The sequence below is a fragment of the Planctomycetaceae bacterium genome (assembly GCA_041398825.1).
In the GTDB taxonomy this organism is placed as follows: domain Bacteria; phylum Planctomycetota; class Planctomycetia; order Planctomycetales; family Planctomycetaceae; genus F1-80-MAGs062.
Genome location: JAWKTX010000006.1, coordinates 279,395 through 303,552 on the forward strand (window position 1 = coordinate 279,395; position 24,158 = coordinate 303,552).

The following is a 24,158-nucleotide window of genomic DNA, read 5'->3' on the forward strand; positions in this document are numbered from 1 at the left end:
CCTCCACGAAAAAGGATTCAGCCTGTCGAGAATCGACAGGCTGAAATGATTTCTCCGGTGGATACTTCCCAGCAAAACGGGTTGGGTTTCGCCAGGTTCGAATATGCTCAGAGCATGATGTCGCTGTACCTGCACTTCGGACCTCAGACCCGGTTCATACAAAAGCAGCTGGAGCTTTCCATCAATTTTGCGAAAGTCCATGCAGTCTATCCTCGCGAAATAACGTCAGAAATGCGTGCACTTTCCAAGCAGCAAACACGGTGCTCAGAAAGTCCAGCGCCAGTCACTGTCCAGCTGCCAAACGCATCGATGACCGTCAGAAATGGAACAGCCGAGTCATCTTTCCGCCCATCGCTGACATCTTATGACGGCGACGGAAGATGCGATCGCCTCAAGCCCCGTACCACCTGACAGCAGTTACCGAATTTCCAGCTGTTTGATTTTCTGTTGCAGGTTTTGGCGGTGAACGCCGAGCCGTCGGGCAGCAGCGCTGACGTTATCATTTTCGGCCGCGAGGGCTCTGCGAATGGCCATGACTTCAAAATCTCGCGTCAGTCGCAGCGTTGCTTCTGTGAGAGGTAAATCCAGATACCGGGCAAATTCGCTGTATGCGTCGACCTGAGAATGCGGTTGAGAAAGTCCAAGGTCCTGCGGCAGAATTGTTGTGGAATCGGACATCGCTGCCGCCGACAACATCATCTGCCGCAACTCCCGAATGTTTCCAGGCCAGTCATGCTGCAGAAGGGCATTCACTGCTTCTCCGGAAAGCTGACGATCGTCGGGAAGAAACTCACTGGCCAGCATCAGGATGTCTTCATGCCGACTTCGCAGGGGGGGAAGAAAGAGTTCTATTCCTTTCATGCGAAAATAGAGATCATGTCGAAAGACTTTCTCCTGAATCGCGTCTTCAAGGTGCTGGTGGGTGGCGCTGACGATGCGTACATCGACCGGGACGCACTGTTCAGTGCCAACGGGCTGGACAACTGATTCCTGAAGTACCCGAAGCAACCGTGTTTGCACGCCGGGGGGCATGTCACCGATCTCATCCAGAAACAGGGTCCCACCATCTGCCTGACGGAAGACGCCATCTCGATTCCTGTCGGCTCCCGTAAACGATCCTTTGATATGGCCAAATAGTTCACTTTCCACAAGAGACTCAGCGATCGCGGCGGTATTTACGGCGATGAACGGCCCGTTTGCCCGATGGCTGCGGGCGTGAAGTTCGCGAGCGACGAGTTCTTTGCCGGTTCCGCTTTCCCCTCGAATCAATACGGGCAGATCTGTTCGCGCAGCGCGTTCAATCTGCCCGAACAGTTTCTGCATCGCCCGGCTGACACCCAGCATGTGACCAAATTTGTGTCCCGTGGAGATCTGGCGCTGCAGTCGTTCGACGGTCTGCTGAAGGCCCACTCTCTGTTCCGAACGGCGGACAATAGCGCGAAGATGTTCAAGGTCGTACGGTTTGGTGAGAAAATCGGAAGCACCGCTCCGAATGCATTCCACTGCGTGGTGAACGGTATCGCTGGCGGTGACAACGATCATTTCCGGATGAACCATATTTGAATGTTGTTGCAGCTGCCGCAGCACGCCGAGGCCATCCAGGACAGGCATGTTCAGGTCCAGGAAGACCAGATCCGGGGCGTTGGATGCAATGGCGTCCAGTGCATCCTGACCATTGGCGGCTTCAAAGATGATTCGATTCTCGCCCTTCAGCGCCCTGGCCATTCCATATCGCGCAGATTGCTCGTCGTCGGCAATGAGGATTTTCACGGTAGTAGGGCTCGCCTTGTCAGCTTGGAGACAGGTTTTATCGATTAAGCAGTCTGGGACCAGGTGACGATCGTATTTCACCACATCGTTGCCGGAGTTCACCCGACCGACGGCAAAAGACAACCTAACGTTGAGAGATCCCCTCTCTCGCATTTTGCAACATGTTGCCATGGATGGCCACGCTGTTTCCTTTGTGGCATTTCACGCTGGGAACAGTTTTGCAGGTGCTCCAAAAACGCATTTGACAAGTAGTCGACATCTGCCGGGAAAATTATTGGCAGCAATTATTACGTCGACGGGACAACCGAGGGGAATACTTATGGCACGCGGTGCATCCGGATCTTTGCTGGTCGTCGATGATGATCGCCACATCCAAAACGCTATGGCTGACTATCTGAGAAGCCTGGGCCATCGAACGGAAACCGCCTCCACATGTACGGAAGCCATCGAACGAATGGAAGAGTTTCCATTCGAAGTCGTTGTCTGCGATGTGAATCTGCCTGATCAGGACGGCTTTCAGCTCCTGACGTGGGCACGTGAGAACACACCTGAGACCGCAATCATCCTGCTGACCGGATTTGGCACGATCGAAAGCGCTGTCGAAGCTATCCGAATGGGGGCATTCGATTATCTGACGAAGCCCGTGATCGATGAAGAACTGCGATTCTCAATCGATCGAGCACTTGGTCAACGGCAAATTCTTGTCGAAAACAAGAAGCTCAAGGCGCAACTTACGCAGCGTTTCGGTCTCTCCAGCATTGTTGGAAAAGACTATAAGATGCTGCGGATGTTTGAGCTGATCGAGAGCGTAGCTGACACACGAACTACGGTATTGATTCTCGGTGAGAGCGGTACCGGCAAGACAATGACGGCCCGTTCTATTCATCAGCTCAGCAATCGCGCAGACCGTCCCTTTGTTGAAGTTGCCTGCGGAGCACTTCCCGAGAATCTGCTCGAAAGCGAACTGTTCGGGCATGTAGCCGGTTCCTTCACCGGAGCCTCTCATGACAAGGTCGGGAAGTTCCTTCAGGCTGACGGTGGAACCCTGTTCCTGGATGAAATTGCTACCGCATCACCATCGCTGCAGGTGAAGCTGCTTCGTGTCATTCAGGATCGCGAATTTGAACCGGTCGGCGGTAACACGACTCATAAGGTGGACGTTCGGCTCATCCTCGCGACACATACGAATCTGGAAGAAGCTGTCGCAAACGGCCAGTTCCGAGAAGACCTCTACTATCGAATTAACGTCATCACACTGACGCAGCCACCGTTGCGTGAACGTATCGGTGACATTCCTTTGCTTGTTGACAATTACATCCGGATCTTCGCCGAACAAACCGGGCGGGCCGTCAAGCAGATTGACGACATGGCAATGCAGGCATTGCAGCAATACCACTGGCCCGGAAATGTTCGTGAGCTTGTGAATGTGATTGAACGGGCTGTGGTCCTTTGCCGCGATGGTCACGTGACAGCCGCCGATCTTCCCGAGAAGTTATTTGCCCACCATGAGCACAGAAATATTGATGCTCAACTTTCCGGAGCCTCTCTGAAGGCGGCTTTAACTCAGCCAGAACGTCAGTTGATCATCCAGGCCCTTGAATCCAACGGATGGAATCGACAAAAGACCGCAAAGGCTCTGGGAATCAATCGGACAACGCTCTACAAGAAAATGCGACGCTACGAGATCGACTTCGAGTCTGTCTACAAGCACATTTAATCTCGACATCAAGGGCCACTGTTGACCAGTGGACCATATCAAACATCCATCTGCCCTGAACTTATCGCTGACCAGTCCGGTCACTTTCAGTTTGGGGCAGATTGCGTTGAGAGCTCTGGATTGTCCCGGCCTTCCAGCAGCGATCTGAGCTCACGCGACCGGTTTCAGGCAGACGTTGTATCGCAGAGCAATTAAACGCATGAGTACGACAACAGACGTGCTGCCCCACAGGCAGATGTCATCATGGAAATGCCCCCATCGCAGGAGAATCAGAGTCCAGCCACCGACAAACGCGCAGGTTGCGTAGAGCGGTGTCGAAGGGCGAAACAAGCTTGGCACTTCATTGCAAACAATGTCTCCGATCACGCCGCCAAATGTCCCCGTCATTACCCCAAAGAGCACGGCGACAAAAGGTGCGACATCAGACTGAATCGCGTAACTTGTGCCAACCACGCTGAAAAGAGCAAGGCCGAATGCATCCGGGATATCCAGAAACCTGGTGAACCAATCGGGAATTCGGGGGACGAGTGAGGCGATGCCCGCAACGCAGAATACGATGATCGGGTAATGGGGATGCTGAATCCAGAAGAGTGGGTGCCTGTCCAGCAGAAGGTCACGCAGGGTTCCGCCGCCGAATGCAGTCATAAAGGCGACTGCAAAAACGCCAACAATGTCCATCTGTTTGCGGCGGGCAAGTAGTACGCCAAAGACGGCTCCGCTGACGACTGCCAGAAATTCGATGATGGTTGCCATGTTTCAGAGGTTTTCCGCCAGAAATGTCAGTGCTTCGACAACGGCTGCCTGCTGCCGCAGCTGGCGAAGCGCAGCGCCGTCGGATACGGACACTGACAGTTCCGTCAATTGAATCAGTCTTGTCGAGATTCTCTCGGGCAGACGCTCCTCGCCATCCGGTACTCTCTTCGCAATACCCAGCCAAACGACACCATCCAGCCCGGCAGGAGCTCCGGGGCCGAGGTGTCCCGTGATGCTCAGCGACACATCTGCATGAGGCGTCATTTGAAGAACCCCCGTCGCCATTTGTGTGGCGATGACTTCACTAACCGGACCTGGGTTAGCCAACAGACCGCGGTCCGCTCCCAGCCAGCAGGCTTTGGTTTCGACCTGATAAACGACGGTGGATCCCGCAAGGAAATCTGAAACGCCGGGAATTCGGCCCAGCGTGGCTGCGATAAGCCCGGCGGTGCAACTTTCGGCAAAGACGACTTTCTGTGTATGAAATTCAGAGGAAGCCGCCTTCAGCAACTCAACAACCCGTGTCGCAGCGTGATCCATTTGGCTCTGGAGATCCGCAGAACCAGAAAGTGATGTGGCAAGCATCGCAGAATTCTCCCATTTCATCGTCGAAAGTCGGTATTCTGACGACGGAAACGGGAATTGCCATGGCTCCGCTTGATGCAGTTGCCGTTCCCAGGTACACAGACGCACCCAAACTTCGTCGTAACCCCTGTTCTGCAGTACTGATTGTGGAATGGAAGGTTTCGAATTCGCCTTTTTTTCGTACTCGCGAACGCTCATGTCGGTTTTGATGCAACTGGTCGACGGCCAGAAAAGTTACGGTGATCAGCAACTGCTTGATAACGCTTCGGTCACCCTGTATGAAAACGAGAAGGTCGGATTCATTGGCCGAAACGGCGCTGGGAAATCCACACTCTTGCGCGTATTGCTGGGGGAAGAAGAACTCGACAGTGGTGAAGTCATTCGGTCGCCACGGCTGCGTGTCGGGTATCTGCGCCAGCATGACCCTTTCCAGCCGGGGGAGTCTGCACTCGACTTTCTGATGCGGGACAGTGAACAACCGGACTGGAAGTGCGGCGAAGTCGCGGCCCAGTTCGAACTGAAAGGCGACTACCTTCACGGCCCCGTGAAAGGCCTTTCGGGAGGCTGGCAAACTCGTGTCAAGCTGGCCGCCCTGCTGCTGCACGATCCGAATCTCTTGCTGCTCGACGAACCAACGAACTTTCTTGACCTGCGGACTCAGATTCTTCTGGAACATTTTCTACGGGATTTTCCCGCCGCTTGTTTGATTGTTTCGCACGACCGCGAATTCCTCACTGCAACGTGCAACCAAACGCTGGACCTGAATCGTGGTAAGCTCACAATGTACAGTGGCAAGATTGGTCCCTACCTGCAGCAGCTGGAGGAGGATAAGCAGCGAGCCGAGCGCACCAACGCAGCGGTGATGGCCAAGCAAAAGCAACTCCAGCGGTTTATCGATAAGAACCGCGCTCGGGCAACGACCGCAAGCCAGGCCAGAAGTAAACAAAAGCAGTTGGACCGCCTTTCTCTGGAAGAGATTGAGGTCGATCTTCCGACCGCACATATTCGGGCTCCTCTCGTGGAACCTCGACAAGGGCCGGCCCTGAGGTGTCTTGATCTGGCAATTGGCTATCCCGATCATACGATCGCGACCGGGATTGAACTGGAAGTTGAACACCAACAACGTGCAGCCATTGTTGGGGACAATGGACAAGGCAAAACGACACTTCTGCGCACACTCGTGGATTCGCTGAAGCCGATTTCCGGACAGGCGAGATGGGGTTACGGATGCGAAATCGGCGTTTACGCCCAGCACGTATACACCTCGTTGCCACCAGATCAAACCGTGCTGGAATATCTGGAATACAATTCCCGTCCGGGCACCACCACGCAGGATTGCCTGGCGTGTGCTGGCTCATTGCTGTTCCGAGGTGGGCATACGAAGAAACCAATTCGTGTGCTGTCCGGTGGTGAACGCGCGCGACTTTGCATGGCGGGACTTTTGCTCGGTACTTACAACATTCTGATCCTGGACGAACCCGGGAACCACCTGGATGTGGAAACGGTTGAATCACTTGCAGAAGCGTTGCTCGCCTACAAGGGCACCGTCATTTTTACGAGCCATGACCGTCACTTTGTGCGTCGCATCGCAACGAATGTTATCGAAGTACGCGACGGACGAGTCCGAAATTACTCCGGCGACTACGATGCCTATCTCTACTATGTGAACAAGGAGATTGATGAAGGCGAACGTGAACGAGCCGGAAATCGTATGGCTGGAGCGCCTGCTGCCAAAATCGGGAAGACGGAAAAGCCAGCCGCGGCAAAAGATCAGCATTCGATGCGCAAACAGTTGCGAAATCTGGAAAAAGCGATCGCAAAACTCGATGACCAGAAGAAGGCACTCAATGCCGAACTGTTGAACACTTCAGATGTGGATCGAGCGATGAACCTGCACAACCAAATTGAAGAACTGACACGTGAACTCGAAGAGTCTGAAGCGAAATGGTGCGAGTTGCAGGAGGAGCTTGGCGAATGGTGACGGCGAGTTATTCGCCCAGCATTTTGCTCGAAAGACGCCACAGCATTATGAATGGCCACAGTAGACCAACCACCCAGAACGCCGGCCGGAAAACAATTGCGAAACAGTGGGGGCAGTACCGGCGACGAATACCCACGAACAGCAGCAGGATGTCAGAAAACTTCAGCGGGACTCTCTTCAGCGGATCCCTGCAAAAATGACACTTGAATACGATTCGGGTGTTCAGATGCATATAATGTTGGCTGCGATTGGGCTTTAAGTCTGTGGCCATAGACAACTTTTTACCTTGGGGTTGGCCCCTTTTTGTCTATGGAACAGTTCTTCCTGCATTCTCTGGAGGAGTGCAGAAAGCCATTCAGGAAATGATTCAGGCCCAAATTCAACTGGTGTACAGTATCATGCTGCAGAAACGTATTCCAACAAAGTGATTTGTCCAGAAATCGTTGTCCTGTGACAGTTCCCGGGCACGATCTGGTCACTTTGGGCAAAAACCGGCGATTCAGAAGAATCCGTTCGCATCCGAGATTTCTCACGCAAAGCACCCGATTGACGGGTTATGCCGCTTGCTGCACAGAGGAACCCTGTTCACAGGCACCCGTCGCGCGATCATGGTTCTAATGGGTTTGAATGAGCCAGCCGCAGAGACCCGATGGCGGGTGGCATTGGAAGCATTGCCCACTGCAAAAGAAAACGGTTTCCGACGCGAGCCGAAAACCGTTCAGAATACCTGGGTTTCTATTGAAAGCGGTGGGACTTGAACCCACGACCTACGGATTAAAAGTCCGTTGCTCTACCAACTGAGCTACGCTTTCGTGCTGAAAATGTGTTTCCTGCTCCGTTCAACGGGCGCTGAATTTCACATTTCTTACAGCCTTGCGGCCATCAAATGACGCCGCGGTCCACCACCAACGGTGCGGAAGCGGAACTTTACGGGCGGTATCGGCACTTGGCAAACCAGAGAGCAAAAAAATGGGCCCTGAAGCGAGATTTCCCGCGATCAATTCATGTCAAGTCGGGGGACTCTCACGTTTCAGCTGAAATTCCTCTTTATGGCTCCTTTGGTACTCTTCGGCGCGGCTCAGTCAGTGCGTGGCAGGCGCCAGTCACGATCGAATGTGTATGCATCTCCTCCCGGGCTTTTAAGCCTGCGGGAAGACTGGTTTTCATCGTCCGGAAGCAAAGGCCGAACAACCATCAGGCAGGAGGCCTCGATGACAGCTGTTGCTTGATCCTGACGAAGCCATCGCATCTCCTGATGCGACTCCGCTGGGAAAGACTGGCTAACTGAATTCAGCCTCACGTCAGTATGGTGCGTCGGCCTGCTCGCTACGGAATCCGATGCGTGGGCTGCAGATGGACTAATGCGTCCACCATGCATTTAGCGTTCATGTCAGGCATCCTGACGGGTTGTCACGTGTCGTCGCTATCGATTGTCGAACATTTTATGGTGGCTGTATTCGAAAGCGGGATGCAGGTACATTCCGTTTCTGCTGCCATCTCCATCCGCTCAAGATCAGGATCGTGAAGTTCCATGTCAATCCATCCGGTCGATGCATTGATCGTATTCGTGTATGGAGTCATGGTTACGTGGCTGGGAATTCGCATTGGTCGGGGGAGTAAGACATCGTCAGATTATCTTTTAGGCGGTCGAAGTCTCCCCTGGTACGCCGTGCTGGGTTCTATTGTGGCAACTGAAACGAGTACGGCGACGTTTCTGAGTGTCCCGGGACTCACATTCGCTGACGGCGGAAATTTTTGTTATCTGCAACTTGCGATTGGCTACATCATTGGAAGACTGTTGATCGCCCGATTCATGCTGCCCATGTATTTTCGGGGCGAGCTGTTCACCGCATATGAAGTTCTGCACAAGCGGTTCGGGGGTGCGACCCGGCGGACCGCATCGTTGATTTTCCTGGTTACCCGGAACCTTGGTGATGGACTGCGTCTCTTTCTGACAGCGATCGTGTTGAACAAAGTTGCGGGCTTTAACCTCCCGACCTGCATCATCATCATTGGCATTGCGACAATCGCGTACACGTTTGCCGGGGGGATGAAAGCCGTCGTCTGGAACGACTGTATTCAGTTGGTCGTGTACGTCTGCGGTGGAGCGATCGCTTTATGGCTCATCATATCCCGAATGCCAGGCGGCTGGAGTGAGATCACCAGCTTCATGACACAGCACGACAAGTTTCAAATGTTCGATTTCCGGATGGATTTCAGCCGAACTTATACGTTTGCGGCCGGACTCGTTGGTGGAGCGATGCTCACTCTTGGCACTCACGGCACTGATCAGATGATGGTACAGCGATACCTCTGCACGTCAGGCCAGCGGGAGGCCGGGCGGGCTGTTATCATGAGCGGTGTTATCGTGTTTCTTCAATTCTCCCTGTTCCTTATGCTCGGGGGATCGCTCGCCTGCTACTACAGTGCGAGGCCAGACTCGCCGGCCTTTTCGAGCAATGACGAGGTGCTAGCAACGTTCATCGTGCGTGAAATGCCAATCGGATTAGTTGGAGTGACTCTTGCTGCCGTGTTCTCTGCCGCGATGTCGACCTTAAGCAGCTCCCTGAATTCATCAGCCGGCGCAGTCGTGAATGACTTTCTGGCGACCTCATTAACTGATGCTCAGCAAGTGAGAGCAAGTCGCGGCCTGACAATTGGTTTTGGTGTGTTGCAGATGGCCATTGCAATTGTTGCGAGCCACTATTCAAGAAGTGTCATTAATGATGTGCTGGCAATTGCCGGTTTCTCTGCAGGTCTCCTTTTGGGTCTGTTCATTCTTGGAACGGCAACTAAACGGGTTGGTCAGACTTGTGCAATGGCGGGGTTACTTTCCGGAACACTTGCCTTGCTCATTCTGAAGTTCGGCCGGTCGATGCATCTTGACGTACCCGTTGAACTGGCCTGGCCCTGGTATCCGGTTGTGGGGGCATTTGTCACCGTTCTTGCCGGGCTGATCTTCGAACAGATTCGCCGATTGTTCCTGCAAAACAAACCTGCGTAGGCAGCTTTCGGATATTGCCCCTGACGTCGCGCGACCTTGCAAGGTGTCAGGTGTTTCAGGAATTCGATCCTGCGGAGGCTGCATTCCGTACTCGGCGGATCGCGGCTGCAAGTCTGATACACCCAATGACAGGCTGACGAATGCAATGGACATCACTGATCTCATACCCACCGCTTCGAACGTCCTGAAGCATTGAATCTCTGTACTCAGAGTTCTCGACCAGCACGCTTCCCGACAACGCGATGGAAATTCCCGATGGGGCATTCAACTGGGCGGCAACGCTGGCCACCAACTGTGCCAATTGTTTCGATGCGTCAGCGAGAATCCGCCGCGCCACGACATCTCCCTGATGCGCTGTTGCAAACACAATGGGAGCGAGGCTTGATATGACAGCCTTCGGCTGGGGGGCAGCATAGACCGCGGGGATCAATTGACGGATATCATCAACAGCCAGTTGAATGCGGATTGCTTCCAGCAACTCGGTTGCCGGGCCTCGCTGGTCGACGCAGGTCGTGATAGCGCGCAACGCTGCCTGACCAATGGCGAACGCACTGCCTTCATCGGAAAAGAGATATCCCCATCCACCGGATCGAATGATGTCTGCCGACGTTGGGATCTGTTGGGACTGAATGTCAAAGGAATTTTTCAGGGCGACTGCGATGCTCCCCGTGCCGCAGATCAGAGCAATCTGGCTGCGCTGTATACTTCCAGTCCACGTTGAGTCCTGCCAGCCGCGCGATTCTTCAGTAGCAAACAGCAGCGGGAGAACGTCGTTGGTAATGGAGAAGTGGTCTGCAACGCCGGTTGAAATCATCCACTTCGACAGTCTTGATTGCTCTTCGACTCGATCCGCGCCTGCCATGCCCAGTACCGCAACGCTTACTGATTGCAATGGCATTGATGCCTGAGCAAACGCTTCAGAAATGCCATTTGACAGACTTTGAAGTGCTGTGGACTCCCCCACTGCGCTCATGTTGGAAGAGCCCGATGTTGCCTGGCCCAGAATTCGACCGGAATTCGTATCACCGAGCCAAACCGTTGTTTTGGTTCCTCCTCCATCGACAGAAAGAACGAGCGGTGAGAGCTGTCTGAATTTATTCACGACCGATATCCAGAATGACTTTCAGTGCGTCTTTCTGTTTCGCGCGATCAAAGGCAGCCATTGCATCTTCGATGGGGTATCGATCCGTAATCAAACATTTCACGTCGACCGAACCTGCTTCGAGCAGTTTGATTGCATCCGCAAAAGGGCCGCATCGGGAACCAACAATTCGAAGTTCATCAATCACTATTCCGGCCAGTTGAACAGAATGCTCTGCTGCGACAGTTGTCTTCAACACAACAACACCTGTGGGACTGACCAGGTTCAATGCTGCTGAGAGTCCCGATTCCGAACCAGTGCAATCCACGACATACTGCGTCCTTGGCAGTGTTCCGATTTGATCGAGGTGGACTGTCCGAATGCCGAGCTGACGAAGGATGCTGAGTTTGAAATCGTGTTTCCCAACGACGGTGACATCGCAGCGATGATGTTTCAATACCTGTGCACAAAGATTTCCAAGGCGACCGTCGCCAATAATCGTGACGGCTTTGTCAGCGATTTCGGGTAGCTGTTGCGGGATACGGCAACCGGCTGCAAGAGGTTCGACAAAAACGGCTTCATCATTGTCCACGCAGTCCGGAATCGCGTGCAGATTTACCTCCGGAACGATTAATGAATCGGCAAATGCCCCGGGATGATCCAGAATGCCAATAACCGTTCGATTCGGGCAATGGTTCTGTTGTCCCCGTTGGCAGAAATCACAGTTCCTGCAAGCGCAGTTGATTTCAGCGACGACGCGTCGTCCTTTGAATTGCCCTGACCGAGCGATGCCAACGAATTCATGTCCGAGGGTGCCTTGAAACCCCATGTAGCCTCGGCAAAGCTGCAGATCGGTCTCGCAAATCCCCGCCTGCAATACATCGACGATCACTTCGCCTTCTCTTGGTTCGCCGGCAGCTGCGTTTGTTGACAGCTGCAGAGAGTCAAAGAACTGAACCGCACGCATTCTAATTCTCCGGCACGTAAACCCGGACATTATCGAAATCACCGATATCGTCGAACGAACCAAACCCCACCTGACCTTCGGTGAACGTCTTATCCGTGGCCGTCATGATGGGAACGTCCATGTTGTCGAAGTAGATTTGAATCGTCCCGTCGTCGACATTTCGGACGACTCGGCCATTGTGCCAATTGTCGTCCCAGTTTGTTCCCGGAGTAGTCTTTGTCGAGATCTTCGTTCGTGGTGCGTCGTTGACGATAAATATCTGATTCGCGTGATCATCAGTCTTCTTGCCAAAATGTACGTAATACAGATGACTGTCATCCCGGTATCCGAAGAACAGGCAAAGCGACCGATGGTTGTAGTCAGGAATGGTGGACTTCATCTGAATGTCCATTACGAAACTTCGGACTTTCAGGTCGTTGATCAGAGTGCGATTGAACGGTGATCGATGCCTTGGTTTGAAATCGCTGTTCTTCTTGTGCAGCGACATAATGGAATCTCCGGAATCACTCTTCTTTAGTGTCCAGGCTGTTCTGTCGGTCGGAGAGTATCGATCAGACTTTCCATCTTCGAAGTCATGTTCATACACCAGTTTCATCCCTGCTGGTGGAGCGGGTTGTTGTGGTCGGTCACTGCAGACACCGACCTTATTCAGCAGGCCAAGTAAACAGGCACAGGCGAACGTTCGCACGAATGCGTGATTCATCAGCGGTCTCCATCGGTTTTCTGCCAACCCGGAAGTTGGGGGCGGTTCGATCCAATTCAGCGTTGCTGAATCCATTTCGTCTTGCTTTACCAGTTGCTCAATAGCAATCAAAACTGCTGCATTACAGGAATCCTGTCATACTGGATGCTATCAGCAATTGGTGCGCGACTGGGGATGCTACAATGCCTCGCCACGAACTCAAAACAAGATTGTCATCAAATGGTGGACGGAAAACTCAATCACATTTTTGTGGGAGGATTTGTCGCGAATGAACGCCGATGTTGAACATCAATCGAGAAAACCACGATCGGCGTATATTCATGTACCATTTTGTCTGCACCGTTGTGGATATTGCGATTTCACGCTGGTGGCCAATCGAGACCATTTGATTCCACAATACCTGCAATCCCTCGAAACTGAACTTAGCCAGCTGGATGGCGGGGTCGAAGTCGACACCCTTTTTGTCGGTGGAGGCACTCCCACACACCTCAGCTCCGACCAGTTGAAGCAGCTTTTTACTTTGCTTCAAAGGTACGTTCGCCTGGCGTCCGGCGGCGAGTTTTCGGTGGAAGCAAATCCCGATGGCCTTGACCAGGGTCGAATGCAGACGCTTGCTGAATTCGGAGTCAATCGGATCAGTCTGGGCGTGCAGTCATTCGACGACCAGTGTCTGAAGTTGCTGGAACGTCAACATCGTCAGGATGATGCGATTTCTGCAGTTCAGCTTGCTTCACGGTATGTTTCCAACGTGTCGCTTGATCTCATCTTTGGTGTTCCCGGGCAAACGGAGGATAGCTGGCAAAAGACATTACGAATCGCGACTTCACTACCCGTGCATCATGTTTCTACATATGGACTGACGTGGGAAAAGGGGACGTCGTTCCATCGTCGATTGTCGAATGGTCAGTTATGCCGCGTTGCGGAGGAGACTGAACGAAATCAATACTTGTTCGCAATTGCGCATCTCAGCAGTTCAGGCTTCCGCCACTACGAGGTCTCCAATTTCGCGAGGCCTCAGTTCGAGTGTCACCACAATCTGGTTTACTGGAAGGGAAACGGGTACTACGCATTCGGTCCCGGGGCGGCCAGATACATTAATGGCCGTCGATCGACAAACATCCGGAGCGTCCCGAAATGGATGCGAGCTGTAAATGCAGGTGAGGCATTTCTGGAAGAGTCTGAATGCCTGACGCCGGAAGAAAAGGCGAGAGAAGCGATTATGCTTGGACTTCGATTGCGTGATGGCATCGAGCTGGAAGAATTTCAGCGGCGGTATGAGCGATCTGTGCAGGAGATCGAGCCAATTGCGCTGCAGCGGTATCTCGATACGGGGCTGCTTGAACAGATCAATGGAAGGCTTCGCTTGACGGTTGACGGTCTCTTGCTTGCCGACACCGTCACCAGCGATTTCCTGTGACAGAAAACGAGCCCGCAGATCAACGTTCAATGCGGCCAAGTGGTCGCATTGAACGCATCTGTCGATGTTCCAACAGTCACCTGTCTTCAGGCTTCACGTCAATCGTCATAGAGGGTGCGGTGCGATTTCGCATGTCCGCGGCGATCCTTTTTCTTTGAGCGGCGATCGTCATCAGCGTCGTCATCGTCGTCGAAACGAGGTTTCGCCTTTTGACGCCGATCTTTGCCGGCTCGTTTTTCAATGAGATTGTTTAATTCATCAGGGAGTGGAAGTTCGTTCGGCATGAGAACGCTCTGAATAGATGCCTTGTTGGAAACCAGAAAATAAAGGCGGCCAGTGTGCCGCTGAAACCCCAATTGAAATGTGTCGTCGTTTGTTCAAACTCGACCAAAGGAGTACGCATTCGTTCTTTGGACGGTCAAAATCATTCGAATCTCGATCTGACTTTGCTGGACCACAAAGAAAGGATGCATCCCGGATCAGCTGTTCCTTTGGCGTGACAATTTCAGATTCTGTCGACTGGCGATGCATTTGAGAAGACGGAAAAACCTTCCGCGTACCCCGCATTTTAGATTTTTCCGGATCTGTTTCCCGCCCGGAGTTCTTTGTTGCATCAGGTCCGTTCTGTTGTATGTACCCATCGGATTGAAAAGACATTGGGAGAACAGGAAACCGGTTTGGCCCGGCCAGTTGCCGCTTGAAGGCTGATAATTCGTAAGATTTCCGGGAATTGTACGCGTTGGAAATGTGACGAAAAGCTGAGGACGCTGCAGGAACGCCTTCTGGCAAGCAGGTGAAACATGGCTGATTCCCGGACCCAACTGGCTTCGATGGCCGGCGGGAACGATACCTTGAGAGTTCCATCAGTGGGACTTGCATTGTGCTGGAGCGGCTAAACTGATGTGCATTTGCCCGGATGTTTTCCCGGCGGTACAGCGACTCCCCAGGGTTTGCCATCCGCAGACCTCCTGCATCATTTCGCCTGAGAAAGAAGGGGGGCGTTTGGGAGCGATCAGACTCGTCCCGGCCGATGAAGCAGACGTCCAATCGGCATTGAAGGCTGGGGCGACCTGCGCCTACGTGGCCGTCGTAAATCGGAATGCCATGAATCTTGTTTCCGGATAACACACCTCGGTTGGATCGATTGCCTCTCCGGTTCGAATGACTCAACAGGGCTGAATTACTGACCGGGAGAACGAAAGATGTACCCCTCCGCCGTCGGTTACCGATCCTGAGTTCGAGAGAGACTCGCGGAGTGATTTCGTTCGTTGGGCTGATTTCTATTTTAGCCATCACTGGCGTATTCCCGAGACACGGACGTCGACGTCGCGAATCCAGCTCTAGACGGATTCGCAATCGCACGGGATGATTTGGCGGATTCCACCTGTCCAGTAGTTCGATATCGACCCACAGGATGAGAAAATCTACGACCGCTTTGATAAAGAGTGTCGGAGATTTGGTGACATCGCCCCATTGATGACTGGTCCGATGTTCGCTGGAACATTTTCGGTAAAACCTGCCGATTACTGTCCGGTGAACTGATCCAATCTTACTCTTGCCGGCGTGTTGCATTGTCGATGGTCGTCTGAAACCATCGTTGCCCGGAGCGATATAAGTGAGATGCAAATGAACCTCGCACAAGTCCCAGTGAGGCGACTCCGCGTTCCCCACATCGCAGGTTGATTGCGTCTGCCGGCGCGATTTGGATGACGGCGTCGAATCTTTGTTCTGTCAGACGAAGGCGTTTACCGTCTTCGGTGTCTCTGGTGGCCGCATGATCTTCACAAACTGCCAGCTGGCCGCCACTGGAAGCAGCCAGAGCAGGATGGGGCAAACGATCTGTAGCCCGTGGGTTGACGCGCTCGAGTTTGCCGTAGATGCGCCCGTGAGTACCAATTCGCAGTGGAACGTTGTTCTCGAGACGTTGTAGTGCTGACGAAATGTCCAACTGGCTGACCGAGCAGATAAGTTCTTTGTTGTCCTCCATTCCGATTGTTATCAACTCCTGACCTGGCTGGACGAAAGTATTCAGCAAAGAAGGCAGCTGTCGACTAAGCACCCGACCGTCCGTCTCCGCTACGATTGTCAAACCATTGACCCGTTTTTGCAGTTGCGACCGTTGACGGTGCATTGAGTCGAGATTTGCGCGAGCGATACTGATGCCGGCCGCATTATGTTCGCGGGTCGCCAGCTGAAACCGAACTTCTTCCTGGGAAATTCGTGCGTTCAGTTCTGCGTATTCTGTTTCCAGTTCATTGTTTCGAAGTTGAAGCAGTCGATCCCCCGCTTTAACCATTTGGCCGTCAGAAACGAAGATCGCATCCACGAATCCGGGTGTGACCGATCGAATGATCTGACCATCTCTGTATTCAATGATTCCCGGAGCTGTCGTCACAAGTGGTGCGGGAACCAGAAGCAGCAATGCGCTGACAGTGCTTCCACCCAGCCCAAGGATCGCTCCGCCCCGGATGAGTCGATCAGGGTTCTGCTGCGCCATTTGCCTGAACGACTGCAGGGATTTCCAGACGGGTTTTGCAAACCAGGCGAGCGCTCCGGCCAGCGCCAGAGCAATGCCGGCACCATGGAACAACACGGAGGCAGCGATCAGCAGTGTGAGGCAAACCGTAAGCCGCCAGATTACGGCTGCAACGGCATAAGTCAAAAGTACGGGGCGACGATACCCAACGACAGCTGGAGCCGTCTGCGATTCGCCAAAGACGTAGTGTCCAAGTGTCTCTTTGAGAACCGTTGATGCTTCGGAATACAAGTTGGGGATATTGAGCGCATCGGATAAAACGAAGTATCCATCGAATCGCATCAGTGGATTGATGTTAAAGACAATCGTCGAGAGACTGGCCATGACCACAATGCTGTGCAAAAGGTGTCCAACAACCCGGGAGTCTGTGCGGCTCCACCAGAGAACGCATATTGCTGCAATCAGCAACTCCACATAGATGCCGGCAAGAGCCGTGTGAATGCGCCGCCACCGGCTTCTGAAACTCCAGCTGGACGATGCATCCACGTAAGCAAGCGGAGCAAGAAAAGCAAGAACGATCCCCATATTGTTCACCGAACCGCCGTACCGAAGGCACACGATCGCGTGGGCAAATTCATGCAGTAACTTCAGTGCAAACCAGGCGATGAACAGCCAAAGCCAGTTGTCAGGAGCAAACACAGCACTGGAGTCGAGCGTGAACTGTTGCCAGTTATTCGTGAGCACGACACCTGCAACCATCATCAACACAATGCCGGAAAACGTGGCTGGGCCACTGAAGATCCAACTGGTCCAGGGCATCAGGATTCGGAGGAGTGGTTCCGGGCGGCCGAGAGGGATCCGCATCCAGAGCGGATTCAGTCGAGACAAGAGTTTCTGATTGTCGGTCTTCTTCTGCTGAGGGCCTCCAGCCGTCGCAGACTCTTCGTCGACCAATCGAGCGATACCCCTGTCCAGCAACCAGGAATAGACGCTTTGCGCCTGAGTCTGGCTCAGAGCTTTGTCTCCCATGTTCTGAGATGCCATAGCCTGCGCGGACATTGCCAGTGCCTGAGCGAAACTGGTGTGGCCATCCAGCAATGAGACAAAACAGTACTCAGCATACCCCAATCGATAGTATTCTGATGTTCCGTGTACTTCGATGTGATACCACGTTTCGAGTCCGTATTGCTGCGGCACAAATGTGATGTCAGAACGAAGTGCAACCCTGGTCCGGGTTAGTTCAACGGTGGAGATATCCGGGCGAGCCTGCATTGATCACCACCCCAGCCAGCCCAGAATGTGAGCGAATGGCTTGTGAAACCAGCTCCAGCCCAGTGGCCGACGGGTCGTGTAAACTCGAGCACGACCTCGCATACCGGGACGCAATTGCCGATCATCATTTTCGAGTTCCGCTTCCGCGATAAAGACATTTTCGTTGTCTCTGAGTTCGGCTCTCGGATGGATTCTGCGAATAACGGCTTCTGTGATCCTTTCGGGAACAGCATCCAGCTGAATCCGAATCTTCATTCCCTGCTGTGCGTGGCGAACATCTTCTTCCGGGATTGCAACCTCAACAACCATGCGATCGAGCGGGGCAACCTCAAACAGCGTTTGCCCCTGTTCCAGAGGCACCCCTTCTGCTTCCCGATGATCCCCCGTGACGACAAGACCGGCAATAGGACTGCGGATTTCAAGACTCGAATCGCGGTGTTCCAGCAACTCGTTGCGTTTTTGAAGTCTTTCGACCTCATGGCGGGCAATGGCGGCATCGCCAAACTCATGGGTTGTGAGATGCGTATTTCGTTCCTTTGTCGCCCTGTTCAGATCGGCCCGAATCCCGGCGAGTTCCCATCGAACTTCCCGAGCGTCCATTCTTGCGAGCAATTCATTCGCTTCAACAATGTCCCCGGGTTCGACCAGGCAGTGCTCAAGCGGTCCGGCAAACGGAGCCGCAACATAACGACGTTCGATTGGTTGAAGTTCACACTCACAATGAATTGCGTACTGAAATGGCAGAAGAAGCACGAGAGCGAAGGTCGTTGCGACAGTGGCCGTCGTCCTTGCTCGTTGTGCATTGAACATCTGCCTTGCCTTCCGCAGCAGCTGAATCATGCGGCTGTCGGCCAGACGCTGGATAACTTCCAGGCAACTTGTGAGCGAACTCATGCCCGCACGCAGAATCGTTTCCGCTCTCGCAGCCAGTGCAGCGGATTCGCTTAAAGTCGGGGCAGCGTTTGTTTCTGATTCTAACGCTGAAACTGAACCCAGCGAGCTAATGGGCCTGGATCGAAACGACGCAAGAATCGCACCCACTCTGCTGCCATCTTCTGAGATTAGGGGCACACTGACAACATGTTGAGCTCCCAGCTTTTCGGTGACCTGCTTGTGAGACAGCAGCGCGTGACGATTTCGGAGATCGTCCGATGGCCAGATGGCAGCGGCAGCCCGGGCGACGGATTCATGCAGGGCCGCTTCCGTCAAACGGACATTCTCTGATAATGCGTCGAACTCGCGTTCACCGGAGATTGCAACCAGCCGCGGCTCAGAACTTCCCGCCCTGCAGAGTCCTACAAATACTGCGTCGGCCTGCAGATACTCCTGCAGTTGATCCGCCAAACGCTGACAAGCAGATTCGGAATCGTGTGCGGAATGCGTGCGGCTTATGATTTCAATGAGTGCTGCGACACAGGCTGCATTTGACTTTGTCGATTCGACCGTCCGTCGAGCCCACCAGTTCTCGCCCAGTGATGCTGCCAGAACCAGTGCCAGACAATCCGCCGAATCGCTTTGCAGCATTTCCGACGTTTGAATCACGGACACCAGAGCTTCGCCAGAAGGGGCCCGCAAAGGAACGACCACACCCTGAAGATCAGTTTTCCCGGGCAGGGGTTTAATCGAAACGGTACCACTCTTCACAGCATCCAGAGCCTGCGCCTTCAGGTGAGACCGCAGTGTTGCATCGATGCCGTCCAAGGGGCACGCGAGACCTTCAAGTCGTCCGTCCCGATCGCCATGGGCCTGCGGCGAACAGTACCAGGCAACCAGTGGGCAATTGACCCGACGGCGCACAAATCCGGCCAACGTTAACTGGACTTGCTTGAAGTCGTGGCAGTTTAAGAGGGATTGTCTGAGAGAGCCGAGCAGATCGCTGCGATGCTCCGTCTGCACCAGAGATTTCATTTTTCATTCTTTGCCAGCGAGGGAAGCTGGTTTGTGTTTGTTGTTTTCGCCTCGAGATCGAGGACCGTACGTTGTCCGGCCTGCCATTCACCATTCGGATTTGGCAAGCGAACTTTCACTCGGATGGATGTATTGGATTCGTCTGCCGTCTTCGAGACGTATTCGACGGTTCCTGTCGTTGAGTTAGAGCCTTCGACGAGTAATGAAACCAGCTGATCAGGCTGAATCTGGTTGCGAAATTCCAGAGGTACGGAAAAGACAATCAGGAGAGGATCGAGTTGCACGACTCGGGCGATGACCGGGTCAGTCGGGGAAACAAATTCCCCGGCGTCTTTCCTGATCTCCGTCACAACTCCGTCAATTGGTGAACGGATTTTCTTCTGGTCCAGTTGCGCCTCAATGCGTTTGTACTCCAGCGATTTAATCTCGGCATCCTCTTTGGCAGCGATCAAGCGTGCTTCGGCCATCTCAAGTTCTGTATCGACACGGTCCACTTCTCGCTGCGTCGCATGGTTGCGTTCCCTCAATTCAAGCAGCTTCTGTCGCTCGGTCTGTCTCATTCTGAGTTCCGCTTCCGCTGACTTCATCTGCCCTGTCGCATTTTTGCCCGCGCGAGCGACTTCCAGAGTTGCGACCAGGACGAGGTCATCCAGTCCAGCGATCTCGTCGCCTGCCTGAACTACGTCGCCTTCTTTGACATTGATCCTCAACACGGTCCCCATTTCTGAGGCGGATACAGCGATGTCACGATACGGCTCCGTGAATGCTTCGATGACATCTCCGTCGTCCGGCCGATCTTCTCCGGAATCAAGGGACGAATTTTGTGCAAAACGTTGAGTCGGCTCTCCCGTCAGTTTTGCGACAGAATCTACAGGGACAGCTGGCATGGTTCTGACATCGTTGCCACGTTCCGGAGCCTCTTGTCCAACCCCGGAAGGTGTGGATATCGAAGACGCAATCCAGACGCAGGCCGCAACAATCAGCAACGTCAGTAATGGCTTAAGTGGTCGAACATGGAACATGAAGTGCTTCCCACCGGAAATTCGGCATTTGCTTTACGGGATTCCACACGAACGGTGGTTGCCAATCCCCGCATCCGGCACGCAGGCGGTGACAATTGGTATGATTTGAGTCAATTCTGCAACGTCCGGAAAAAGCGTAGGCCAGATTCGATGGCAAGGTCGAACGCAGTTGTAAAATCCAGAGGTGTTTCGGCGGAGATTGCGGATTCCCCGGGTTGTCGGGCCACTTTGAGTCAGTTCAGGGAGATAGACGCCCTGTTTTGAGAGTGCAACGTGCTTCAATTGATGAAAAACACAAATCCTGTATTTCGAGACCACAGATCAATCGAAATGAAATGAAAGCGCTCCAGCGACGAATTACGGTTTGAGAAACTGCGAATGAGGACCCGTGAGGCAAACAAAGGGAGACACTTGTTTGTGAAGAAAAGAATTCACATCGTTCTGGGGCTGGCATTATGGATTGCACTTCTTGCTGCGCTCCGGGCGTCGCTGCAGACCTACACGTCCGATTCGAAGAGTGGCGGCGCTGGGGATATCGGGGCCGGGATCGGAGATTGGCTGCTGCATCGCCGCAGTGAGTTTGATGCCAAATCCGGAGTGCCGCTGGAAATGGCAATTGGTACGCCAGTTCTCGTGATGGACGACTCTGACAATTTCCGTCAGGTCGGAGTCGTCCGTAATAATTTTGTTCCTCCTCCCGCAGTTGGCACGGCCACGGTTGCAAAAACAAATCACGCAAGGGTTGTGATTTACGATAGTGGTCTGGACACAGTAGGACAGAGATTTGTGCTGACCTACCATCGAGCTCCCTCTTCACTGGCTTCCGTGGCCGAGTCGCTGCTGCCAGAAGAACGAAAACAGCAGATTGCTCAGCTGATCACTGAAGAATGGACTCTGCATCAGGAACAAACGCTGCGTACGCTGCAGCCAATCATGCAGGAAAGTGTCCAGCGAGCGATCAAGGCCATTCAGGCGGAACTGCCCGATTCCATTCGCAGGCATCGATCGCAGTTCACGGGTCTGGGAGAGAAGTATAAGGCGGAGATTTTCCGGAAAGAGCTGGCACCGTTGGTTCAGACGCATATTCTGCCAATCGTTGAACGGGAGGCAAAGCCGCTGGTCAGTGAAATCGGGCGCACGTTGTGGAACAAAGTATCACTTTGGTCTTTCGCCTGGCGTTACGCGTACGATGTGTCTCCGCTTCCCCGGAAGAATGCTGTGCAGGAAGAATTCGAACGATTTGTTGAGGCAGAAGCCCTGCCGGAACTGCGATCACGTTCTGACCAGTTTGTTGCCCTCATTGAATCAGTGGTGCAACAGGTTTCAAAGGATCCCGTCGTCAGCCGCACGATCAGGAAGAACTTGTCTGCTGTTGCTTCCGATTCGGAACTGCATGGGCTGGTCTGGGAAGTGGTGCGTGAGAGTGTGCTGCATAATCAGGCACTCAGGGATTCGCTGAATGAATACTGGAACAGCCCGGAGACGCGAGCAGCATTGCAGCAAACCTCATCTGCATTTGAACCTGTTGCTCGCAGAATTGGTGATATGATTATTGGTTCGCGGGAAGAAGGGATCACTCCGGAGATGTCACGCATTCTGCGACTTCAGATTCTGATGAAGGATCGTCACTGGCTTGTGATTACTCCCGTCACGGATCCGGCCGATTCCGATGAGGCCACTGGATCCAAAGACACAGTCATCCCCATTGTTGTGTCCACTGATTTGTCGCCTTATCCGATCACCTTCGACGATTCCTCCAGTTTCTGATCTCTCCACGAAGATGGCGAGTGGCTGAAGTTTTTCTCAGGAAGGTCATGCTGTTCATGGCGACACAGATTCAGATCAGCCAGCTTAACGTGAGTGCCGGTGGGCGTCGGCTGCTTCAAAATGCATCGGTGGCCTTCCGCCCCGGCGAACTGACGTTGTTACTGGGATGCAGCGGAGTTGGAAAATCCGTCCTGCTGAGAATTCTCGCCGGATTAATCGAGAGCGGACCAGCGTCACCGATTCAGTATACGGGCGATATCCAGTTCTGCATCAGGTCGGGCGATTCGGCTGACTTCAAGGCCGTTGAGGAACGCCCATTGATTGCAGTGGTGTTCCAGAATTTTGCGCTGCTGGATGAACTGACGCCATTGCAGAATGTACGGATCGCGATGGACCATGTTCTGTCTTCACCTGGCTCTGATCGTAGTGCACTTGCCACATCTCTGTTGAATGACTTGTCTGTTCCAACGGACCGAAGTACCGGGGTTCTCAGCGGTGGTCAACGGCAGAGGCTCGCTATCGCTCGAGCCGTAGGAATGCAGACGGATGTCATTCTGTATGACGAGCCCACCTCCGGTCTGGACGTCAACACAGGAGCACAGGTCGCGAATCTGATTCGCGAAACCCATGATCGCTACGGGCGAACTTCGATCATTGTGACGCACGACTACGAATCACTGTCGCAGATTGCGGATCGGATTGTCCTGCTGGACCATCATCACCAATGTCTGGTTGAGCTCCCTCGCGAAGACTGGGGCAAAGTTTCGGAAATCCTGGGAAAGCCTCCATCGCTGGGAGGCGAGAAATCCCTGGAAATGACCGGCCCGGGTACCGCTATTCTGAACAGGTTAACTCGAAGCCTTGAAATGACTGGAGAGGCTGTTGGAGAAGTTCTTTTGCTCCCCTGGTCTCTACTGCCCATCTGGCGAAGTATCGTCTGGGGAGCCCGCTCAACGGTTCACTATCTTCGGTTGGTCGCGGGACCGTCCGCGTGTGTCTACATTGCCGCTGCCGGGATGATCATTGGTTACGTGGCACAGGATTTCATCTTCCGTTACCTGCCGTTTCGAAAGATTACAGAGCCGCTGTTAACTGAGAATCTGCTCAATGCAACCGGCTTCTCCCTGTATCGATTCCTGGTCCCTATTCTGTCGACGATCCTCATTGCAGCCCGATCAGGAGCTGCTGTGGCGGCCGATGTCGGAAGCAAAGTCTACGGCTCACAGATCGACGCGATGAAGACGATCGGAATGAATCCGGAACGTACACTTCGTACTCCAATACTGTATGCGTTCCTTGTTGGTACTCCGTTCCTGACGTTCTTTAGTTATGCCGTTGCAAGCGTAACGGCCGCCTTTGCTTTTTCGTCAACTCACGGTGACCTTGGGATCGCTTTTTGGGATCTTCATTTCCATCAGGCGCTGCGCACACCTGACGGAATTTGGTACAAGGGGTCCGGGTGGCTCTTCGCGAAATTGCTCACCTGCGGAATTGGTATTGGAATGATTTCATGGCGCTGCGGAATCAGCCCGAAGGAATCCGGTCCGGAAATCAGTCATGGCGTGACTCGGACAATCTTGTGGTCTACACTCTATGTTCTTCTGGTACATTTCGTCTACTCATTATTTGAATTCAAAGCGACGATTTAGCTGTCCAATGAAATACCGGGACGGGCACGCAGGACGACTGGAAACCATCATGTTTTAAGGTCTCCTGCTTGAGCCAGTCCCGGTTT

16 protein-coding genes and 1 tRNA gene are annotated in these 24,158 nt (G+C 53.4%); 6 read left to right on the plus strand and 11 right to left on the minus strand.

The genetic code is table 11. The features are described 5' to 3' along the window. Nucleotides 1–417: 417 nt before the first annotated feature. Nucleotides 418–1,770 (minus strand): sigma-54 dependent transcriptional regulator, encoded by a 1,353-nt coding sequence (locus tag R3C20_13080; GenBank protein MEZ6041434.1) that lies wholly within the window; start codon nt 1,768–1,770, stop codon nt 418–420. Between the two features lie 319 nt (nt 1,771–2,089). Here R3C20_13080 and R3C20_13085 point away from each other — a divergent pair, with 319 nt between their 5' ends. Then, nucleotides 2,090–3,487 carry a sigma-54 dependent transcriptional regulator gene (locus R3C20_13085; GenBank protein ID MEZ6041435.1) on the plus strand — a complete coding sequence of 466 codons (1,398 nt, stop codon included), beginning with the start codon at nt 2,090–2,092 and terminating at the stop codon, nt 3,485–3,487. Between the two features lie 150 nt (nt 3,488–3,637). Here R3C20_13085 and R3C20_13090 read toward each other — a convergent pair whose 3' ends face one another. Then, the gene (locus R3C20_13090) at nt 3,638–4,240 is read right to left on the minus strand and encodes a trimeric intracellular cation channel family protein (protein MEZ6041436.1); all 603 of its coding nucleotides are present in this window, start codon (nt 4,238–4,240) and stop codon (nt 3,638–3,640) included. 3 nt (nt 4,241–4,243) lie between these two features. Then, on the minus strand, nt 4,244–5,023 hold the full coding sequence (locus R3C20_13095; GenBank protein ID MEZ6041437.1) for a CinA family protein: 780 nt from the start codon (nt 5,021–5,023) through the stop codon (nt 4,244–4,246). On the opposite strand from R3C20_13095, the gene R3C20_13100 reads away from it, so the two are divergent. Continuing rightward, nucleotides 5,022–6,806: an ATP-binding cassette domain-containing protein gene (locus R3C20_13100; GenBank protein MEZ6041438.1), complete on the plus strand. Its 1,785-nt coding sequence runs from the start codon at nt 5,022–5,024 to the stop codon at nt 6,804–6,806. The two genes, R3C20_13095 and R3C20_13100, sit on opposite strands and share 2 nt — an antisense overlap. A gap of 739 nt (nt 6,807–7,545) precedes the next feature. Here the strand turns inward: R3C20_13100 and R3C20_13105 are convergent. Then, a tRNA-Lys gene (locus tag R3C20_13105) sits at nt 7,546–7,618 on the minus strand. 719 nt (nt 7,619–8,337) lie between these two features. On the opposite strand from R3C20_13105, the gene R3C20_13110 reads away from it, so the two are divergent. After that, nucleotides 8,338–9,810, plus strand: a complete 1,473-nt coding sequence (locus R3C20_13110) for a sodium:solute symporter (protein ID MEZ6041439.1) — start codon at nt 8,338–8,340, stop codon at nt 9,808–9,810. 55 nt (nt 9,811–9,865) lie between these two features. Here the strand turns inward: R3C20_13110 and R3C20_13115 are convergent, their stop codons facing one another. From R3C20_13115 to R3C20_13125, 3 genes are read right to left on the minus strand one after another with little or no spacing between them, the layout of a single operon-like run. After that, nucleotides 9,866–10,912 carry a BadF/BadG/BcrA/BcrD ATPase family protein gene (locus tag R3C20_13115; protein ID MEZ6041440.1) on the minus strand — a complete coding sequence of 349 codons (1,047 nt, stop codon included), beginning with the start codon at nt 10,910–10,912 and terminating at the stop codon, nt 9,866–9,868. Then, nucleotides 10,905–11,858, minus strand: a complete 954-nt coding sequence (locus R3C20_13120) for an alcohol dehydrogenase catalytic domain-containing protein (GenBank protein MEZ6041441.1) — start codon at nt 11,856–11,858, stop codon at nt 10,905–10,907. Before R3C20_13120 ends, R3C20_13115 begins: the two co-directional genes overlap by 8 nt. Nucleotide 11,859: 1 nt before the next feature. Continuing rightward, nucleotides 11,860–12,561 (minus strand): hypothetical protein, encoded by a 702-nt coding sequence (locus R3C20_13125; protein ID MEZ6041442.1) that lies wholly within the window; start codon nt 12,559–12,561, stop codon nt 11,860–11,862. Between the two features lie 268 nt (nt 12,562–12,829). Between R3C20_13125 and hemW the strand changes: the two genes are divergently transcribed. Further along, nucleotides 12,830–13,978, plus strand: coding sequence for a radical SAM family heme chaperone HemW (gene hemW, locus R3C20_13130; GenBank protein MEZ6041443.1), 1,149 nt, complete (start codon nt 12,830–12,832; stop codon nt 13,976–13,978). A gap of 98 nt (nt 13,979–14,076) precedes the next feature. Here the strand turns inward: hemW and R3C20_13135 are convergent, their stop codons facing one another. From R3C20_13135 to R3C20_13150, 4 genes are all read right to left on the minus strand, one after another. Beyond that, the gene (locus R3C20_13135; protein MEZ6041444.1) at nt 14,077–14,262 is read right to left on the minus strand and encodes a hypothetical protein; all 186 of its coding nucleotides are present in this window, start codon (nt 14,260–14,262) and stop codon (nt 14,077–14,079) included. Between the two features lie 1,265 nt (nt 14,263–15,527). Beyond that, complete coding sequence (locus R3C20_13140) at nt 15,528–17,726, minus strand: biotin/lipoyl-binding protein (GenBank protein ID MEZ6041445.1); 2,199 nt, start codon at nt 17,724–17,726, stop codon at nt 15,528–15,530. A 3-nt stretch (nt 17,727–17,729) separates the two neighbouring features. Then, nucleotides 17,730–19,634 carry an efflux RND transporter periplasmic adaptor subunit gene (locus R3C20_13145; GenBank protein MEZ6041446.1) on the minus strand — a complete coding sequence of 635 codons (1,905 nt, stop codon included), beginning with the start codon at nt 19,632–19,634 and terminating at the stop codon, nt 17,730–17,732. Further along, the gene (locus R3C20_13150) at nt 19,631–20,656 is read right to left on the minus strand and encodes an efflux RND transporter periplasmic adaptor subunit (GenBank protein MEZ6041447.1); all 1,026 of its coding nucleotides are present in this window, start codon (nt 20,654–20,656) and stop codon (nt 19,631–19,633) included. The genes R3C20_13145 and R3C20_13150 overlap by 4 nt, the downstream gene beginning before the upstream one ends. Before the next feature lie 417 nt (nt 20,657–21,073). On the opposite strand from R3C20_13150, the gene R3C20_13155 reads away from it, so the two are divergent. Both R3C20_13155 and R3C20_13160 read left to right on the plus strand, forming a co-directional pair. Next, the gene (locus R3C20_13155; GenBank protein ID MEZ6041448.1) at nt 21,074–22,423 is read left to right on the plus strand and encodes a hypothetical protein; all 1,350 of its coding nucleotides are present in this window, start codon (nt 21,074–21,076) and stop codon (nt 22,421–22,423) included. A 20-nt stretch (nt 22,424–22,443) separates the two neighbouring features. Beyond that, complete coding sequence (locus R3C20_13160) at nt 22,444–24,072, plus strand: ABC transporter permease (GenBank protein ID MEZ6041449.1); 1,629 nt, start codon at nt 22,444–22,446, stop codon at nt 24,070–24,072. The last annotated feature ends 86 nt before the right edge of the window (nt 24,073–24,158 follow it).

Bases quoted from the DNA above. Each gene is read 5' to 3' on its own strand.
- R3C20_13085 (MEZ6041435.1), top strand. From the start codon at position 2,090: ATGGCACGCGGTGCATCCGGATCTTTGCTGGTCGTCGATGATGATCGC.
- R3C20_13090 (MEZ6041436.1), bottom strand. From the start codon at position 4,240: ATGGCAACCATCATCGAATTTCTGGCAGTCGTCAGCGGAGCCGTCTTT.
- R3C20_13100 (MEZ6041438.1), top strand. From the start codon at position 5,022: ATGTCGGTTTTGATGCAACTGGTCGACGGCCAGAAAAGTTACGGTGAT.
- R3C20_13095 (MEZ6041437.1), bottom strand. From the start codon at position 5,023: ATGAGCGTTCGCGAGTACGAAAAAAAGGCGAATTCGAAACCTTCCATT.
- R3C20_13110 (MEZ6041439.1), top strand. From the start codon at position 8,338: ATGTCAATCCATCCGGTCGATGCATTGATCGTATTCGTGTATGGAGTC.
- R3C20_13120 (MEZ6041441.1), bottom strand. From the start codon at position 11,858: ATGCGTGCGGTTCAGTTCTTTGACTCTCTGCAGCTGTCAACAAACGCA.
- R3C20_13125 (MEZ6041442.1), bottom strand. From the start codon at position 12,561: ATGAATCACGCATTCGTGCGAACGTTCGCCTGTGCCTGTTTACTTGGC.
- hemW (MEZ6041443.1), top strand. From the start codon at position 12,830: ATGAACGCCGATGTTGAACATCAATCGAGAAAACCACGATCGGCGTAT.
- R3C20_13135 (MEZ6041444.1), bottom strand. From the start codon at position 14,262: ATGCCGAACGAACTTCCACTCCCTGATGAATTAAACAATCTCATTGAA.
- R3C20_13140 (MEZ6041445.1), bottom strand. From the start codon at position 17,726: ATGCAGGCTCGCCCGGATATCTCCACCGTTGAACTAACCCGGACCAGG.
- R3C20_13145 (MEZ6041446.1), bottom strand. From the start codon at position 19,634: ATGAAATCTCTGGTGCAGACGGAGCATCGCAGCGATCTGCTCGGCTCT.
- R3C20_13150 (MEZ6041447.1), bottom strand. From the start codon at position 20,656: ATGTTCCATGTTCGACCACTTAAGCCATTACTGACGTTGCTGATTGTT.